This is a genomic window from Romboutsia lituseburensis (assembly GCF_024723825.1).
Lineage (GTDB): Bacteria > Bacillota > Clostridia > Peptostreptococcales > Peptostreptococcaceae > Romboutsia_F > Romboutsia_F lituseburensis_A.
In genome coordinates, this window is sequence record NZ_JANQBQ010000001.1 from 3,624,280 (window position 1) to 3,643,135 (window position 18,856).

General features: G+C 25.1%; 16 protein-coding genes, 1 pseudogene and 1 other annotated feature. Of the genes and pseudogenes, 13 read left to right on the forward strand and 4 right to left on the reverse strand.

All coding sequences use genetic code 11. The annotated features are described in order from the left end of the window. Positions 1 to 153 precede the first annotated feature (153 nt). Both NWE74_RS17465 and rbsD read left to right on the forward strand, forming a co-directional pair. A complete protein-coding gene (locus NWE74_RS17465) occupies positions 154 to 1,152 on the forward strand; it encodes a LacI family DNA-binding transcriptional regulator (protein WP_258244246.1) in 999 nt (332 codons plus the stop codon). 303 nt (positions 1,153 to 1,455) lie between these two features. Further along, positions 1,456 to 1,851 carry a D-ribose pyranase gene (rbsD, locus tag NWE74_RS17470; protein WP_258244247.1) on the forward strand — a complete coding sequence of 132 codons (396 nt, stop codon included), beginning with the start codon at positions 1,456 to 1,458 and terminating at the stop codon, positions 1,849 to 1,851. Positions 1,852 to 1,947: 96 nt separating this feature from the next. Here the strand turns inward: rbsD and NWE74_RS19330 are convergent. Next, positions 1,948 to 2,546 (reverse strand): annotated as a pseudogene (locus tag NWE74_RS19330) (Bax inhibitor-1 family protein). 245 nt (positions 2,547 to 2,791) lie between these two features. On the opposite strand from NWE74_RS19330, the gene NWE74_RS17485 reads away from it, so the two are divergent. From NWE74_RS17485 to NWE74_RS17505, 5 genes are all read left to right on the forward strand, one after another. Continuing rightward, positions 2,792 to 3,706, forward strand: a complete 915-nt coding sequence (locus NWE74_RS17485) for a LysR family transcriptional regulator (protein WP_258244249.1) — start codon at positions 2,792 to 2,794, stop codon at positions 3,704 to 3,706. 117 nt (positions 3,707 to 3,823) lie between these two features. Beyond that, positions 3,824 to 5,218 carry an MATE family efflux transporter gene (locus tag NWE74_RS17490; RefSeq protein ID WP_258244250.1) on the forward strand — a complete coding sequence of 465 codons (1,395 nt, stop codon included), beginning with the start codon at positions 3,824 to 3,826 and terminating at the stop codon, positions 5,216 to 5,218. Positions 5,219 to 5,374: 156 nt separating this feature from the next. Then, positions 5,375 to 5,585: a binding site (T-box leader), on the forward strand. 161 nt (positions 5,586 to 5,746) lie between these two features. Beyond that, positions 5,747 to 7,063, forward strand: coding sequence for an argininosuccinate lyase (gene argH / locus NWE74_RS17495; RefSeq protein ID WP_258244251.1), 1,317 nt, complete (start codon positions 5,747 to 5,749; stop codon positions 7,061 to 7,063). A gap of 188 nt (positions 7,064 to 7,251) precedes the next feature. Next, positions 7,252 to 8,079 (forward strand): CPBP family intramembrane glutamic endopeptidase, encoded by an 828-nt coding sequence (locus tag NWE74_RS17500; RefSeq protein WP_258244252.1) that lies wholly within the window; start codon positions 7,252 to 7,254, stop codon positions 8,077 to 8,079. 137 nt (positions 8,080 to 8,216) lie between these two features. Further along, positions 8,217 to 9,110 carry an SPL family radical SAM protein gene (locus NWE74_RS17505; RefSeq protein ID WP_258244253.1) on the forward strand — a complete coding sequence of 298 codons (894 nt, stop codon included), beginning with the start codon at positions 8,217 to 8,219 and terminating at the stop codon, positions 9,108 to 9,110. 45 nt (positions 9,111 to 9,155) lie between these two features. Here NWE74_RS17505 and NWE74_RS17510 read toward each other — a convergent pair whose 3' ends face one another. After that, entirely contained in the window at positions 9,156 to 9,605 is a 450-nt protein-coding gene (locus tag NWE74_RS17510) for a metal-dependent transcriptional regulator (protein WP_258244254.1), read from the reverse strand. A 184-nt stretch (positions 9,606 to 9,789) separates the two neighbouring features. On the opposite strand from NWE74_RS17510, the gene NWE74_RS17515 reads away from it, so the two are divergent. Continuing rightward, entirely contained in the window at positions 9,790 to 10,017 is a 228-nt protein-coding gene (locus NWE74_RS17515) for a FeoA family protein (RefSeq protein ID WP_092722608.1), read from the forward strand. Between the two features lie 23 nt (positions 10,018 to 10,040). Continuing rightward, positions 10,041 to 12,167 (forward strand): ferrous iron transport protein B, encoded by a 2,127-nt coding sequence (gene feoB / locus NWE74_RS17520; protein WP_258244255.1) that lies wholly within the window; start codon positions 10,041 to 10,043, stop codon positions 12,165 to 12,167. 65 nt (positions 12,168 to 12,232) lie between these two features. Here feoB and NWE74_RS17525 read toward each other — a convergent pair whose 3' ends face one another. Further along, positions 12,233 to 12,670, reverse strand: a complete 438-nt coding sequence (locus NWE74_RS17525; protein WP_258244256.1) for a hypothetical protein — start codon at positions 12,668 to 12,670, stop codon at positions 12,233 to 12,235. 273 nt (positions 12,671 to 12,943) lie between these two features. Between NWE74_RS17525 and NWE74_RS17530 the strand changes: the two genes are divergently transcribed. After that, positions 12,944 to 14,923 (forward strand): sensor histidine kinase, encoded by a 1,980-nt coding sequence (locus NWE74_RS17530; protein ID WP_258244257.1) that lies wholly within the window; start codon positions 12,944 to 12,946, stop codon positions 14,921 to 14,923. A 61-nt stretch (positions 14,924 to 14,984) separates the two neighbouring features. Here the strand turns inward: NWE74_RS17530 and NWE74_RS17535 are convergent, their stop codons facing one another. Then, a complete protein-coding gene (locus NWE74_RS17535) occupies positions 14,985 to 15,869 on the reverse strand; it encodes a C39 family peptidase (RefSeq protein WP_258244258.1) in 885 nt (294 codons plus the stop codon). Between the two features lie 175 nt (positions 15,870 to 16,044). Here NWE74_RS17535 and NWE74_RS17540 point away from each other — a divergent pair, with 175 nt between their 5' ends. From NWE74_RS17540 to NWE74_RS17550, 3 genes are read left to right on the forward strand one after another with little or no spacing between them, the layout of a single operon-like run. Then, positions 16,045 to 17,472: a sensor histidine kinase gene (locus tag NWE74_RS17540; RefSeq protein ID WP_258244259.1), complete on the forward strand. Its 1,428-nt coding sequence runs from the start codon at positions 16,045 to 16,047 to the stop codon at positions 17,470 to 17,472. Continuing rightward, entirely contained in the window at positions 17,462 to 18,112 is a 651-nt protein-coding gene (locus tag NWE74_RS17545) for a hypothetical protein (protein WP_258244260.1), read from the forward strand. Before NWE74_RS17540 ends, NWE74_RS17545 begins: the two co-directional genes overlap by 11 nt. 36 nt (positions 18,113 to 18,148) lie before the next feature. After that, entirely contained in the window at positions 18,149 to 18,799 is a 651-nt protein-coding gene (locus NWE74_RS17550) for a response regulator transcription factor (RefSeq protein ID WP_258244261.1), read from the forward strand. Positions 18,800 to 18,856 lie beyond the last annotated feature (57 nt).

Here is an 18,856-nt window from a genome sequence, read left to right on the forward strand (position 1 = left end):
CTGAATATACATGATTAAACTGAAAAAAATATGTAAAACATATGTAAAATATCTTGATAAAGATATATAAGTATTATAAAATCAAATCAGGAAAATGATACTGGAACTTGGGAATAAACTTAAATGTACAATATATATGAAAAGAGGGAGAATATGAATCTTAAAATTAAAGATATAGCTAATAAATCTGGTGTTTCTATTGCAACTGTATCTAGATATTTAAATAGTTCTGGGTATGTAAAGTCAGAAACGAAAGAATTAATAAAGAATGCAATAAATGAATTAAAAAGTGAAGATGGAAACTTACACACAAAAAATATAGCTTTAATATTACCTGACTTATCAGATTGGTTCTTTGTAGATATATTAAAAGGAATAAATGAAGAATCAATAAAAAATGAGTATAATTTAATTTCTTTTGATAGTAATGAGAATATAAATAGAGAATTTCAAATAATAGACTCACTATCTAATTTTGATATAGGAGGAGTAATAATTACACCCTGTTCAAGTAATTTAAAAAATAGTAAAAAATACTCTGAGAAGTTGAAAAGCTTAAATATTCCTGTGGTTCTTGTAGATAGAGATTTGATTTATAGTAACTTTGATGGAGTATTCATAGATGACAAAAAGGGTGCATTTGATGGAGTAGATTTATTAATTAATTCAGGGCATAAAGATATTGCAATAATAACAGGACCTTTATATAATAAACCTAGTATTGAAAGATTAGAGGGATACAAGGAAGTTTTAACCTTAAATGGTATATCAATAAAAGATGAATATATATATGAGGGCGATTTTCATGTTGATTCAGGTTATACACAAACAGTAAATATATTAAAAAATAATAAAGATGTTACAGCTATATTTGTTAGTAACAATATGATGATGTTAGGGTGTATAAATGCATTAAATGAAAAGAATATAAAAATTGGAAAAGATATATCACTTGTAGGATTTGATGATTTAGAATTTTTGAATTATGTAGGGCTAGGAATAAGCGTAATTGCCAGGCCAACGGCACAAATGGGTAAGATTGCATTTGACTTAATACAAAAAAAGATAAATGAGTATGAGCCACATTCGACTCAAAATATAGTATTAAAGCCATATTTAATAAGTAGAGGATCGGAAAAAATCAAAAGATAATTATATTTGAAATAAATATACTTGTGTACGTAATAAAAAATATTACCAAAATTATTAGGTAAAGCTCTTTAATAAAAAAGATTAAATGTAATTTTAATAAAATTAATGTGTAAAAAATATGTAAATTATGTGTAAAAAAGATTGATTATTATAAAAAAATATTATATTATAAGATTAAGAAAACGATATTATGAATTTTATAATATGAAAAAAATAACAATTAAATAAATTTATAATATTAAATTTAGCACTAGATAATAAATTAAATGAAGTGTCAAATTATAAATTTTAGGAGGTAACAAAATGAAAAAATCAGTATTAATAAATAGCGAAATATCATCAGTTATAGCAAAAATGGGTCATACAGATATGCTAACAATATGTGATAGTGGTCTTCCAATACCAAAGAATGTAGAAAGAATAGATTTAGCATTAAAACATGGAATACCAACATTTTTAGATACATTAGATGCAGTACTTGAAGAACTACAAGTAGAAGAAATAGTAATAGCAACTGAAATAGAATCAGTAAGTAGCGAAATGTATAAAGAAATAGAAAAAAGATTTAAAAATGTAAAAATAACTAAAGTAGCTCATGAAGATTTTAAAGTTATGACTAAAGAATCTATGGCAATAGTTAGAACCGGAGAATTTACTCCATATGCAAATATAATACTAAAATCAGGTGTAGTATTTTAGTTAGCAAATTACAGATATATTAAATTATAAAAGGTATGAAAAAAATTTTCATACCTTTTGAATTTTAAATAGTATTGTTAATATATTTAATTTATATTATTTTACAAACTCTCTCACTAGTCTTAATAAATCTAAAAGTAAATTTACAAAATCTAGGTAAAGATTTAAAACATGTATAGATAAATCATCTCTATCTACTATATTTCCTTGTTCTATATCATATTTTAATAAACTAATATCATATAAAATATATCCAGCAAATATTGATATACCTAATATGCTTACAAAAATATTGAATATTTTAAAATTAAAAAAGATATTGAATATAATCAATGCTAATAATGCTAATAAACAAGGAAATAAAATTTTTCCAAGATCTAAGTAATGTCCAGCTTCCTTTTTTAAGATATAAACGATAAAGCTGAAAATAGTACAATTACTCCTATAAGTATATTTATAACGATAATAGAGCCTAAATCACCTATATACATTTGTAGTATAGGATACATTGTAATACCATCAATGAATGTAAAAAGATAAACAAAATTCATTGAAAACCTAGTCGGTATAGCATTTTTCTTAGAGCAAATAGCCATAATTACTAAGAATAATAATAACAATATCATAATAAAGTTAGCTAAATAAGCGATACTTTCAGGTAAAAACATTTGACCAAATATAAAACATATAAACATGAATAGCACTGAAACTGCTAAATATTTAAAAACATCTGATATAGGATTCGTTATTTTTTATCAATTTTAATCTCTCCCTTAAAACTGAAATTTGAAATCATTATAGCATAAATTAATTGTAAAAAATTTACAAAATTGTCATACATATTTAAAATATGTAAAAAATAAATAATAAATAAATTTAAACAAATATAAAATTAATGATATATTAATATTAAAAATATTGAAAGAAATGAGGTGATTGTTTGCAGATTAATCAGCTAAAGTACTTGATTGAAATAGCGGAAACTGGATCTATAAATAAAGCCGCACAAAATTTATTTGTATCTCAACCAAATTTAAGCAATGCTATAGTAAAATTAGAAAATGAACTTAATATAAAAATTTTTAATAGAACAAATAGAGGTGTGGAATTAACCAAAGAAGGTAAGGAGTTTTTAAACCATGCAAAATATATTGTTAACCAGGTAGAAAATATAGAAAATATGTATTCAAATTTATCTAAAGAAAAAAAATTTATACTAGATGTTTCTTGTGCTAAATCTTTTGATGTATCAGACGTATTAATTAAAATTTATAGTGAAATAGATAGCAAAAATATAAAAATGGCATTAAAAGAAACGCATACAGAAAAGATAATTCAGGATGTTGCAAATATGGATTCTGAGATTGGGATTATAATAGTATCAAATCTTCAAGGAAAGTTATGGAATAACATACTAGAAATACATAAATTAGAATTTAATGAAATAGCTAAAGATAAAATGCATATATATGTTGGTGAAAAAAATCCTTTATATAACAATGAGATTATATATCCATATGAATTAAAGGATATGGTATGTATTTATTTAGTAGAGGAGCCAATATCAGTACTTGCATATAATGTTGAAATAAATACAATTCCTTACTTTAATAGAAAAAAAGCTATATACTTAAATGATAAAGAAACAATAGCTAATTTTATACTAGGGACAGATGTATATACATTTGCATCTATATGGAATAGTATTGATAAAACAAAAGGTATAAGGGCTATACCACTTGTTGATAGCAATGTAGAATTTAAAATTGGATGGATTAAAAGAAAAAGAGAAGAGTTATCAGATGAAGCTAAATTATTTATAGAACTTATAACTCAGAAATTGAATCAAAGATAGATTTCATGTTTAGTTATAAATTTTAGTTATAACCAGTAATAGAATATATATATTAACGATAAACTCCCTATTTTGATAAGATGATAATATAAAATAAGAAATTGGGAGTGATTAAACTTGAATTCAAATGTCGATAGAGTCAATATGATGGAATCAGATGATATTGGAAAAGTTATATGGAAGTTTGCTATACCAGGTATAATAGCGAGTTTGATAAGTGCAGCATATAATATTGTAGATACTGCATTTGTAGGCTTTTTAAATGATACATTAGCTATGGGTGCAGTATCTGTAGTTTTTCCATTATTTATATTAATTAATGCAATAGGTCAAATGATAGGAGTAGGATCGTCTTCATATATTGCGAGATTGTTAGGTGCTAAAGATAAAGAAGAAGCGGATAAAGTTGCTTCAACTGCTATAATATCAGCTATTGTATTAGGTGGAGTTTTTACAATATTAATTTTAATATTTTTAGAACCGTTATTAAAATTATTAGGTGCAACGGATAGTATAATGCCATACGCACTAGAATATGCTAAGCCGATTGCGATAGGAGCTAGTTTACCAATATTGATTCCTACAATGGCAAATATAGTAAGATCAGAAGGTAATATAAAAGTTAGTGCTAATGTAGTTGCTATAAGTGCTGTAATAAATATAATACTGGATCCTATATTTATGTTTGGATTAGATATGGGGGTGGCAGGAGCAGCTGTAGCAACTGTACTTAGCCAATGCGTATCTGTAGCTATACTATTAATATACTTTATAAGCAAAAAGGGTTATTTAAAGGTTAGTATATCAAATTTTAGATTTTCAAAGGATATTTATAAGCAAATACTTTCAGTCGGATTTTCAACTTTTTTAACACAAGGTTTAATAAGTATATCTATGGGACTTTTAAATATAGCAGCTAAACCATATGGAGAAGCTTTAATAGCTGCACTTGGAATTTCTTTAAAATTATCATCATTAGTAATATTTGTTGTGCTTGGCTACAATCAAGGATTTCAGCCAATTGCAAGTTATAACTATGGAGCAAAAAATTATGGTAAGTTAAGACAATCAATAAAAATATCCATAAAAAGAACTACTATATTTTCGACTTTAGCAACTATCGTACTTATGGTATTTGCACCATCTGCAATTCACTTATTTAGTAATGATCCTGAAGTTATAAACATAGGGGTAAAAACATTAAGAACAACAATACTTATGTATCCTCTATTAGGATTTACTCAAATGTATGCTGCTTTATATCAATCTTTAGGTATGCCTAAACAAGCTTTATTAGTAGGTACATCAAGACAAGGATTGTTTTTTGTACCAATAGTGTTCATATTACCTAGTATAATAGGCATGGAAGGAGTATTGCTAACTCAACCTATAGCTGATTTATTAACAGTTATGGTTACAGCGGTGTTTGCATATAAGACAAATAAAATTTTAAAAGATAAAGAGTGCGATGATGAAAATGGATATACTATCAATGAGTTATCAGAGATATAAAAGTCTATAGGTTAAATCTAGTCTATAGATTTTTTATTTAAAATTAATGTATAAATTTAAATATTCTAATCAATAATATAAGTCATAGCTAAAAAAATAAAAAAGTTATTGACTATTTATAGTCATATAACTACAATATTTATTAATTAAATACAGATAAATTTGATGAAGAAGAAAGTAGATATAAATTAGGTTTCAGCGAGCTAGAGTTGGTGTGAGTCTAGTAATGCTATTTATATTGAAGAGAGCTTTGGAGAAGAATACTTGAAAATAAGTATGGTATTAGGACAATCTCGCCTTAAGAGAATAGAGTGGATAAGTTAAACTTATTAATAAGAGTGGTAACGCGGAACATTTCGTCTCTTGGTTTTATAACCAAGGGATTTTTTTATGTTTAAGCAAATCACATTTTTTATTTAAATTATTAAGCTAATTTATCAATAAGAGTGGTAACACGGATAGAATTCGTCTCTTGGTTATTTAAGCCAAGAGATTTTTTAATACAAAAATTTAAAAGAGGTGGTCAAAATGAAACTATGGGGTGGACGTTTTAGAAAAGAAGAAAACAAGTTGATGGAGGAATTTAATAAATCTTTTGATTATGATAATGTATTATACCAAAAAGATATTCAAGGTAGTATAGCACATGTTTACATGCAAATTTATTGTAATTTGCTAACTGAAGAAGAAGGAACAGCTATAATTAATGGATTAAATAAAATATACGATGACATAGAAAATGGAGAGTTAAAGTTAGAAGGAAATTATGAAGATATACATAGCTTTATCGAAATTAATTTAATACAAAATATAGGCGATGTAGGTAAAAAGCTTCATACGGCACGCAGTAGAAATGATCAAGTAGCAACTGATATGAGATTATATGCAAAAGAAAGTACAATAAATATAATTGAATTAATAAAAAACTTAAAAAATACAATTAAAGAAGTTGCATATAGAAATGACTGTATAATGCCTGGATATACCCATTTACAAAGAGCTCAAGTTGTAACTTTCAAACATCATTTAATGGCTTACTATAGTATGTTTGATAGAGATGAGAAGAGATTAAAAAATGCACTGGAAATATTAGATGAATCACCTCTTGGGTGTGGTGCATTAGCAGGAACTACTCATAGCATTGATAGAGATATAACCAAAGAAAAGTTAGGATTTAAAAGAGTTGTAGAAAACTATATTGATGGAGTAAGTGATAGAGATTATTTACTTGAATTAATGAGTAGTTTTTCTATAATCATGATGCACTTGAGTAGACTAAGCGAAGAGCTTATACTATGGAGTAGCCAAGAATTTAAGTTTGTTGAGATTGATGACTTATATACAACAGGGAGCAGCATAATGCCACAAAAGAAAAATCCAGATGGGGCAGAGTTAATAAGAGGTAAAACAGGTAGAGTATATGGAAATTTATTTGGTCTTTTAACTGTTATGAAGGGTTTGCCACTTGCTTACAATAAGGATATGCAAGAAGATAAAGAAGGATTCTTTGACAGTGTAAACACTATAAATATGTGTATTTCTATAATGGAAAAAATGATTGCTACTATAAAAATAAATGATGAAAATATGAAAAAAGCAGTAAAACATGGATTCTTAAATGCAACTGAAGTAGCAGATTACTTAGTAAAAGAAGGTGTTGCATTTAGAGATGCTCACAGAATTGTTGGAAGTATTGTAATTTATTGTGAGGATAATAATAAATCAATAGAGGATTTATCGATAGAAGAACTTCTTAAGTTTTCACATGTGTTTAAAAAAGATATTTATGAATTTATAGATTATGAAAATATATTAAACAAGGGTATAAAAAATAATTTATTATAATAAATTACTTTTTTATATACCATTTATACCTTTTAAATACCCATTCATGTAAAAATTATTGAAAAAATAAAATCATAGTGATATATTTACAACATTAAAACATTGAGATTTAAAAAATAAATAAAAGGGTGATTTTTATAAGTGCTTTATTATTAAAGTAATGATTATAGGGTTAAAAGGAGTAAAAAATGAAAAAATATTTAAAGGCAATAGGTGTAGTATTAGGACTTATTATTTTATGGCAATTAGCAGTAGGGATATCAAGTATTGGTTATGCATTTATATATGGAATTTATGAAAGTGCTCAAACTGGAAAAGTTGTTAGTGAAGTTTTTATGCAAGAGCATATTAAGAATAATATGTATACAATTGTATTAATTGGAGATGTATTATTCTTGATTGTGTTAATTCCAGCGATCAAAAAAAAGTTGATTCAAAGAGACTGTTTCAAAAAAATAAGTTTTAGTACTATAATTAATTTATTTATTTTAGGAATTGGAATGGATGGAATAGTAGCATTAACAGGAATTATTTTATCTACTATATTCCCTAGTTATTTAGAAGTCAGCAAAACAATTTCAAATGCAACAGGATCATATTTACAATTATTTAGTATAGTAATATGTGCTCCTATATTTGAAGAAATATTTTTTAGAGGATTTATTTTTGGATATTTGAAGAAAAACTTTAATATTATTGGAGCTATTCTAGTTCAAGCATTAGTATTTGGTATAGTGCATGGAAATATAGTTCAAGGCATATATGCATCTATACTGGGAATAGCATTGGCCATAGTATATCTTCACTATGAATCTCTTTTTGCATGTATTATAGTACATATAGTAACTAATTTCTTTGGATCAGTAGTAAATGGATTTTTAGTATCAAAAATTAATAATGAAGTTATAATTATAACTATATTTGTAATTATAGCTACAGTATGTATTTATATACCAGGAACTAAAATATATAAAGAGCATAAATCTAAAGTTAATGAAAAAATTAGTATTGAGTAAAAAATATAAATTAAAAATAAAAGAGTCTTAATTTTAAAATTAAGACTCTTTTATTTTGTTATGGTAATATAAATATATATTTAATATAAGCTTGTATTAAATAAAATTTATAATAATTAAAAAGGGATGAAGATGTTATGCAATATATAAAGGCAAAAACAATTGTATCTCAGGCTAAGAATAATGATAATTGGTTTGGAATTAATTACAACATGAATATATATCAAGGCTGTTGTCATGGGTGTATATATTGTGATTCTAGAAGCAATTGCTATCAAATTATTAATTTTGATAGAGTTAGAGCAAAAGAAAACTCTACAGAAATAATAAAAAATGAACTTAGAAATAAGAGAAATAAGGGTGTAATAGGAACAGGAGCAATGAGTGATCCTTATAATCCATTTGAAAGAAAGTTAAATCTTACAAGAAAAGCATTAGAAGAGATAGATAGTAATCGATTTGGAGTAGCAATAGCAACCAAAAGTGATCTAGTTGTAAGAGATATAGATATATTAAAAAGAATACAATCTCATTCACCGGCTTTAATAAAAATAACTATAACAACTTATGATGATAATCTTTGCAAAAAAATAGAACCAAATGTATGTGAAAGCTCTAGACGATTTGAAGCTATAAGAAAATTATCTGATAATGGCATATATGCAGGTGTATTATTAATGCCAATATTACCATTTATAAATGATAGCGAAGAAAACATAAAAAATATAATAAAGAAGGCTTATGAAAGTAATGCAAAGTTTGTTTTTTCCTATGGGTTAGGTGTTACACTTAGGCAAAACCAAAGACAATATTATTTTGATCAGTTAAACAAATTATTTCCAGGAAATAATCTTCCTCAAAAATATATAAATGCGTATAAAGAATCCTATATAAATCCAGCAAGTAACCATAATAATCTATGGAGAGTTTTTAAAGAGGAATGTAAAAAATACAATTTACTATATAAGATGGAAGATATTATAAAAGATTATAAGGCTAATTATGAAAAAGCTCAAATAAGTTGGTTTTAATTATAAAATAGCATATGCATATACATATGCTATTTTATAATATTGTTAAAGTGTTTTATAGTTATTATATTTATTTAAAATGTCACTGTTTTCATTAAAAAAACTAACTAATTTTATAATATTATTTAAAGTTTCATGGCTTATTGTATGTTCTATTTTTTCGGTCTCTTCATGTAAGTTACTACTCACACCAATTATTCTTAAAAATTCTTCAATAGCATTATGTCTCAGTAAAAGTGTTTTTCCAATAAATTCACCTCTGGAAGTTAATTTTAATTTACCATAGTTTTCATGAATTAATAATTCTTTATTTTGCAATCTTTTAACCATATTACTTGCAGAAGGTGTTTTGACATTTAAAGATTTAGCTAGCTTTGCAACTTTTATATCATGATCTTCAAGATACAATCTATAAATCATTTCTACATAATCTTCTTCGCTAGGCGTTAATTCATGGTCTTTTATATATTCATTAAATGTGTAATATTGATTCATTTAAATCCTCCATAAAAATTTTAATAGTTTAATACATAAAAATATTTATACGAAAAATAAATATAATCTTATAAATTTTAAAATATATTTATTCTCTGTGTAACAAATATATGCAGACAAACATATGATTTATTATAAAAAGTTAGTTTAGGCTAACTTTAAATATCATCAAGGAGGTATTGTCATGGAGAAATTAGTCAATGTAAAAACTGGAACCACTGTAAAAGTAGAAGAACTTTTATCAAATGGATACATTAGAGAAAGAATGTTAGCTTTAGGGCTTACTAAAGGAGCGAAAATCGATGTTATAAGACGAGGTCCTAAAGATAATTTGACTATATATAATATTAGAGGAACTATGATAGCTTTAAGAAAAGAAGAGGGAGAAAAAATAATAGTTTCATACATCTAAGGTAAGAATAGGGGGAGATTTTAATGGGATTAACACATGATTCAACAAAGATAAAGGCAATGAAAGACATATTTGATATAGAAAGAAAAGACAATCAGTATGTTGTAGCACTTTGTGGAAATCCAAATACAGGTAAAAGTACGGTATTTAACACTTTAACAGGACTTAAACAACATACTGGAAATTGGCCAGGAAAGACTGTTTGCAGTGCTAGGGGAGATTTTAACTATAATAATAAAAATTATGCACTAATAGACTTGCCAGGTACTTATTCTTTGTTTGCAGCATCTCAGGAAGAGATAGTTGCTAGAGACTTTGTTTGTTTTGGTAAACCAGATGCAGTTATAGTTGTTACAGATGCTACTTCATTAGAGAGAAACCTTAACTTAGTTTTTCAAGTAATGGAACTTACAGATAATGTTATATTATGCATTAATTTAATTGATGAAGCTAAAAAGAAAGGAATATTTATAGATAAAGATATATTAGAAGATGAACTAGGAATACCAGTGGTATTGACAGCTGCTAGAAATAATATTGGTATTGATACTCTTTTAAATACATTAGATATTGTAATGGACGATAAATACTCATATAATAACAAAACAATAATATATAATGAGGATATAGAGAGAAATTTAAAAATAATAGAATCTGACTTAAAGATTGCAATACCTTATATTAAATCAAGATGGTTAGGGCTTAGACTAATAGATGGAGATAATAGTATATATGACTCTATGGATTCATATATAGATGGGGATTATAGAAAGTCCATAGATGAAATAAAATCGAAGCTTCCTGAAAATATAAATAAGCTTTCAATGAGGGATGAAATTAGCAATATAAATTATCAGTATGCAAAAGAAATGTATGATTTGTGTGTACACATAAAAGATAAAAATAAATTTAAACGAGATGAAAAAATAGATAAAGTAATTACTTCAAAAATTTTTGGATTACCATTAATGCTTTTATGCTTAGGCGTAGTGTTATGGATAACTATTCAAGGTGCTAATTACCCTTCTCAAATGTTATCTAGTGCTTTATTTTTAATAGAACCACATATATATAATGTATTACAAGCTTTACATGCTCCAGTTTGGTTAAATGAAATGTTAACTTATGGAATGTATAGATGCTTAGCTTGGGTTGTCGCTGTAATGCTTCCACCTATGGCTATATTTTTTCCTTTATTCACACTTATGGAGGACTTTGGATATCTTCCTCGAGTTGCTTTTAATTTAGATCATTTATTTAAAAAAGCATGTTGCCATGGGAAACAATGTCTTACTATGTGTATGGGATTTGGCTGCAATGCAGCAGGTGTTATAGGGTGCAGAATTATAGATTCACCTAGAGAGCGATTGGTTGCTATTCTAACAAATAACTTTGTACCATGCAACGGTAGGTTTCCAACCTTAATAGCTATAGCGACTATATTTTTCACATCAACTATAAGCTCAACATTTTCAGCAAATATTATAACATCTCTTTGTATAACTTTAGTTATAATACTTGGAGTAATTGTAACATTACTTGTATCTTATATGCTATCTAAAACTTTATTAAAAGGAGTACCTTCTACTTTTACTTTAGAATTGCCACCATATAGAACACCTAAGTTTGGTAGAGTATTATATACCTCTATAATAGATAGAACCATGTTTGTGCTTGGAAGAGCTATTACTGTTGCTGCGCCTGCAGGAATTATAACTTGGATATTTGCAAATGTATATATAGGAGATATAAGTGTATTAGCTTATGTAGCGGGAGTACTTGATCCTATAGCAAAATGTATTGGACTTGATGGATTTATTTTAATGGCATTTATATTAGGATTTCCTGCAAATGAAATAGTTATTCCGATACTATTAATGTCTTACTTAGCCACTGGATCTATGATAGAACTTGATAACTTTGTAGAGCTTGGTCAAGTTTTAAGAGACAATGGATGGACTTACTTAACTGCGCTAAATGTTATGTTATTTAGCTTACTTCACTGGCCTTGCACAACTACCTTACTTACTATTAGAAAGGAAACAGGAAGTGCAAAGTGGACTTTTGTAGGGTTTATATTACCAACTACAATTGCATTTATAGTATGTTTTTTAACAACAACTATATTTAGATTTTTAGGATTAGCTTAAAATAGACCTAGCTTTGTAAATTGCAAAGCTAGGCTTATTTTAAATTAAAATATGCATCAATATATTTATACACTATCTTCAATTAAATTAATAATTTCTTCGTATATATCTTTAGAGTTTATTAAGTGATAACCATATTTATTAGTACTAAATAGCTTTTCAGAACATTTTATATGTGAAACTGGAATTGATTGGTTTGCGTAATTGATTATATCTATAAGATATATGTATGAGTTAATAGACTTATCAAAACTTTTTATCAGTTTAATATGCTTTAATTTATTATAGATTTCTTTTTTTACTCTAAAACTTTCAATTTCGATAGGATTAGTAATTTGTCTTTTGTTTTTATCAACACATATATCTAGAAAATTTATACTAGTTGTTGTTTTCTCATTTTTATTCAATAGAGCTTTAGGTTTCAATAGATTAAAAGAATATGTTAAAGATCCTAATAATATCAATAAAAATAATATTAAGATATATTTTGTAGTTTTTTTCATAAAACCCCCCTTTATACTTATTTAATTATAACATAGAGATCTTTGAATAAAATTTACAATAAGTTTAAAGGTTTGGAATTTATTGTAAATTTTATAGTTATTTTTAATAAAAATGTTATTAAATTAATTAAATATTAGAAAAAATAACAAATATGGGTATAAAAATTAATATACATTTATTGGTAACAATATAGTAAACGTATGTTTATATTTTTAGTGCTATAATAAATGTAAACTTATGTTACTGTATGTAACAAATAGGGGGAATATATTGTGATAAGAGTTTTAAGTAATAAGCATTTGATAGAAAAAGAAAATAAAATGCTAAAATATATAATAGCAGTAGTATTACTAATATCTACCCTTTTAATTGGAAAAATATTTTGTAATAAATCGACTAATTTACCACATTTACAGTCTACATTATATTTTATTAGATTTTTCAATACTATTTTAGCATCTTTAGCTTTTGGTAGTTGTATAATGGCATATAATAGATTAAAACAAGACAGTATATTTATTATTTCATTAATGTATTTAGGATTAGCTGTTGGAATTGCTTTAGGTCATATTGACTATTTTAGTTTTTATGATACAGAGTTTTATATTTCAAGTTATATTACAATATCAACTTCATTGCTTAGAGTTTTTATAATTATACTGACAATTTCACCAAATAATAAGTTTAGAAATATTATAATGAACAATAAAAAAGAAACTATAGTATTTGTAATAATCTATTCAATAATATTTGGTTTTTTAGAAAATATATTAAATTCTAGTGGATTAGATGAAACTAGTACTTTTTTTATAGGATATAATATATTTTTATTCATAATTTATATAATAAGCTTTATAAGTTTGTTTGCTACAGGTATAAAAAAAGGTGAGTATGTATTTGTAGTATTAGGTTCAAGTTTATTTATGCTAGCTTTAAAAGCAGTATATGCTATATATGGTATTAATATAGTATCATTTTATGTAAAATTAACTTCAGTATCTATAACATATATTAGTTCTTTAATAGTTATAGCAGGAGTATTTTGTGAACTATACATATATATATATAAAACTAAATTGCTAAATGAAAATTTAAGTGTGTTTTATAATTTAGTGGATAATAATAAACATAGCTTTATGTTTATATGTGATGAAGATTTAAATATAAAATATGCAAATAAAAAAATAAAAGAGTATTATTTTAGTTCAAATGATATTGATATTAAAAATATTGAATCAAGTTTAAAGCAAAAATTAAGATATATTGATGAAAGTTACAATATATTAAATTTATTAAATGAAAATGGGACTTGGAGAGGTATAATAAAAAATGTATTTGGATATAAGACTATAGATTGTACAGTACAGCGTATTAATACACTTGAAGATAAAAGTGATATAGTTGTTAGTTACATGGATATTTCGGATGAAATAAGTACAGAGTTAGAATTAGAGAAATTAAAGGTTTATGATAAAGAAAAAAATCAGTTTATATATAATCTATCTCATGAGCTTAGAACGCCATTAAATATATTTTACTCAACAGTCCAATTATTAGATAAAGTTAGTTTAAAAGATGATAAAGAATTTAAACAATCATATCAAAAATATCAAAAATCTCTAAGGATAAATTGTAAGAGGATGTTAAGATTAATAAATAATGTAATGGATGTACTAAAAATTGATGCTCAAATATTAAAAGCTAAATTTGGAAATTACGATATAGTATCTATTGTTGAGAATGTTACTTTAGATGTTGTAAAATATGCAGAACTTAAATCTATAAATATTGAATTTGATACTAATGAAGAAGAACATATTATAAAATGTGATCCTAAGCTTATAGAAAGGGTATTGCTAAATTTGTTGTCAAATGCTATAAAATTTTCAACTAAAAATAAAAATATTTATGTAAATTTAATATCAAAAAAAGATAAAGTATATATAAGAGTAAAAGATGAGGGGATTGGAATATCAGATAATGTCAAAAAGCTTATATTTGAAAAATTTGTTCAAGTGGACAAGTCTTTAACTCGTATGAATGAAGGGGTTGGTGTAGGACTTAGCATAAGTAAATCTATAATAGACTTACATAATGGCCAGATAAATGTATTTAGTAATTTAAATATGGGAAGTACATTTGAAATTGTATTACCTAATGAGATTTTTAAAAATCAGGATATAAAATTTTATGATATAGATAAATCAAGTGTAGAACTTGAATTATCTGATATTTATGAAATAGTAAGTTAAACTAATAAAAACACTTCTAGAACTTAATTTTATTAAATTTTAGAAGTGTTTTGACGTATGCCTAAGTTTTTAGAAGACTTATCTTCCATAAATTTTTAGTTTCTTTTAAAAATACATCAACATCCCATGTTTTTTTAGAATTTATCTTACTATTAGGATCATTTATTTTAATTTTACCATCAGATGTCAAACCAGTAAGTACAAGAAAATGACCTGTTGAAGTGAACGTTCCAGGCTTAACTGTTAAAATTATAGGTTTTTTATCTTTTAGAGTTGAGATTATGGCAGACTTTGTTAATGGAAGCTCTTCGCTTTTTAAACCGAAGTATTTAACCCCTTGAGAAATAAGGTTCCAACTAGACCCCACACCTTTAATATAAAAATTATTAGCGTAAGCATAATCAGCAACTACTTTAGGATTTATAGTAGTATTTCCAGTAAGTCCAACAGCTACCATAGCTAAAGAAGTAGGTGCACATCCGTCTATAGCTAAATAGTCATCTCCATATTTTTCATAGCCCCATCTTTCATCCCACTGTGAAAATAAAGGTATTTTACCAGATTTATAATCAGATTCAACTGAGATAGAGTTACTTTTTGTAGATGATAGATATTTACTATAGTCGGCTACAAAATCTACTGTTTCAGAATTTTTGCTTGCCAACTTTAGTAATTCCTCAGGGTATTTATCAATATTATTTAAAATTAAATTAACTTTTTTATTTTGTTTTGACTTATCAACAAGATCTTTAATAATAGGATCTGTTGACTGCAGTAATTCCTGGTTCTTTAATGCAAGAACTTCAACTTCTGTTTCTTTATTTTTAGCGTTTATAAAAATTGTTTTAAAGAAAACAATAAATATCAAAAGTAGTATCATGAATGCAAATAATATATTTTTTCTTAAATCTTTGTTTCTTCTATGTTTATTTTTGACAAAATTCATTTCAAAACCATCCTTTTAGATTATTTATGACAAATAACATTATAGAAATAAGATAATTAATAATTGTTACATAGATGTATCAAAGTTGTAAAATATTATAATTAAGATAGGTTTATAATGTACTAAAAAATAAATAATATGGTATCATAAATATCAGTTGAAAGTAGGTGTAGTTATGAAAATATGGAAAAAGATATTTCTTTACTCAATAATATTGTTTATTATACTGTTTAATGGAGCAGGTGTAGTAATAATAGAAAATATATACAATAGAAATTTAGAAAATACAATAGTATCTTATATAAATGAATACAAAAGTATTAGAAATTCAATATATTTAAATGCTGATTTACTATCTAGACATTCTCCTGATATATTGCTAAGTGTGATAAAAAATTATATATATGGAGATATTTCTGGAGTTGAAAATATAGAAATTTTTGATAATAAAAATAATAGTATTTTAAATGCTAAAAATTTAGGGATAAATTCTTATAGGGAAGAAGTTCAAAAAGCAAGTATAAATGAATGTAAGTTTATAATTAGAGAAGTAGAGGGTAAAAGATTATTGTTTATTGGATCAATATTTAAAGTAGATTCTGAGAGCTATAAGCTTATAATAACTAAAGATATAAATTTTATAAGTGAAGAAAGAAGTCAGAATTATGAACTATTTATACTATTAAGTTTAGTAGTTACAATTCTTTTAGCTATAGGAATGTATATTATATCTAAAAATATAACTAACCCTATAATTGACTTGATAAATGTGTCAAACAGTATAACTAAGGGAGACTATAGCAAAAGGGCAAAAGAATATAATAATGATGAAATTGGTATATTATCTAAGAACTTTAATAAAATGATGCAAGAAATAGAGGATAAAATAAAAGAGTTAAATATTATGAATGAGCAAAAACAAAGGTTCATAGATAATTTGACTCATGAAATGAAGACTCCAATTACATCTATTATAGGATATTCTGATTTGCTATTGAAAGGTAATATAAGTGAAGAAATAAGATTAAAATCTTTAGATTATATAAATTCTCAAGGTAGACGTCTAGAAAATCTAAGTACATCTCTTATAAAACTAATAATGATTAGAAATAAACAAGTTAAAAATCAAAATGAGATAAATTTTGTCAAAGATATAATTTCAGATGCTATTAAGTCGATAGAATATAAATTAAAGAATAAATATATGAATATAGTAGTAAATTTAGAAAATGCCATGGTATATGGAGATAAGCAACTTACAATATTATTGATTACGAATATTTTAAATAATTCAATAAAAGCGTCAGAGAATAATTCCAAAATAAATATAGTAGGTAAAATTTATAATAATACTAAATATGAAATGAAAATAGTAGATGAAGGATTTGGGATTTCAAAAGAAGATTTAGATAAAGTACTAGAACCATTTTATATGGTAGATAAATCAAGAGCTAAAGTAAGTAAAAATTTAGGTCTAGGTCTTGCTATATGTCAAGAAATTTGTATATCTAACAATATAGAATTTGATATAGAAAGTGAGTTAGATAAAGGAACAACAGTTACATTAATATTAGATATGGAGAATATAAAAGATGAAAATTAATTTTAAAATAGTGGGATTAATATCTATATTATTGATATTTTTAATATTTATAACTAATATTCATTTTGAAAAATATAATAATAATGTATTGTACTCAGAAAAATATGTATTAAAAGAGGAAACAAAAGAATTAGAAAACGTAAATTATACAACTAGAGAAGAAGCTATTTCTAGAGGTTTATCTGTATTAAAAGATGGATTTGGTGTAAACTTAGATAGAGATCAAATATCTGAGACTATAGATTTGTATGAGTCAGAAGAAGGCTATGAATGGTATATAATGTGGATTGATAATAATAAGGAGCAAAAATATTACTGTAATATACTAGCTGATAATGGAGATATAAAATCAATAGTAGTTGAAGATTTTAATTTTGATGAAGTATATAAAAAAAATTATGAAGCAATAAACATAAATAAAGCAAAGGATATAATGACTCCATTGTTAAAATCACTAAATTTAAATATAGATAATATGAGTGTTTATTTAAATTATAGCGATAATTATGGGACAGTATTAATAGTTAATGATAAATATGATAATTCATATTTGTATGAAATAGATATAAATTATAAAGATGAAAAAATAATATATTTTAGAAAAGTTGAAAATGTAAATTCTATAGAAATTTTAAAATAATAAATTTTAATGTAGAGTTAATCACTGGAGGAAGTAATGAGAATACTAGTAGTAGAAGATGATTTAGCAATAAGAGATTTAATTGACATAAACTTAACTATAGCAGGGTATGATGTTATGGTTGCCCAAGACGGGGAAGAAGCTAAAGAGATATTTGATAAAAATAATGTAGATGCAGTCCTTTTAGATGTAATGTTACCTAAGATAGATGGATTTGAACTTATCGAACATATAAAGAAAAAAGATGTTCCTGTTATATTTATTACAGCGAAAAGTTCAGTAGCAGATAGAGTAAAAGGATTAAAATTAGGTGCTGATGATTATATAGTAAAGCCATTTGAAAGTATTGAATTGCTAGCACGTATTGAGGCAGTAGCCAGAAGATATAATAAAAATGAAAATATAATAAAAATAAATAATATAGAAATAGACTTAGATAAAAGAATAGTTAAATTAGATGGAGATATAATAGAATTAACTTTAAAAGAGTTTGAACTATTAGCATTATTCATAAAGAATAAAAATATAGCACTATCTAGAGAACAAATATTAGATAAAGTATGGGGATTTGATTATATAGGTGAGACAAGAACTATTGATATACATGTACAAAGATTAAGAGAAAAATTAAAATTAAAAAATAATATCAAGACTATATTTAAAGTTGGATATAGATTTGAGCATTAATATTTATATTAATGCTCAAATCTATATGATATAATGAATTTAACATTAATAAAAATC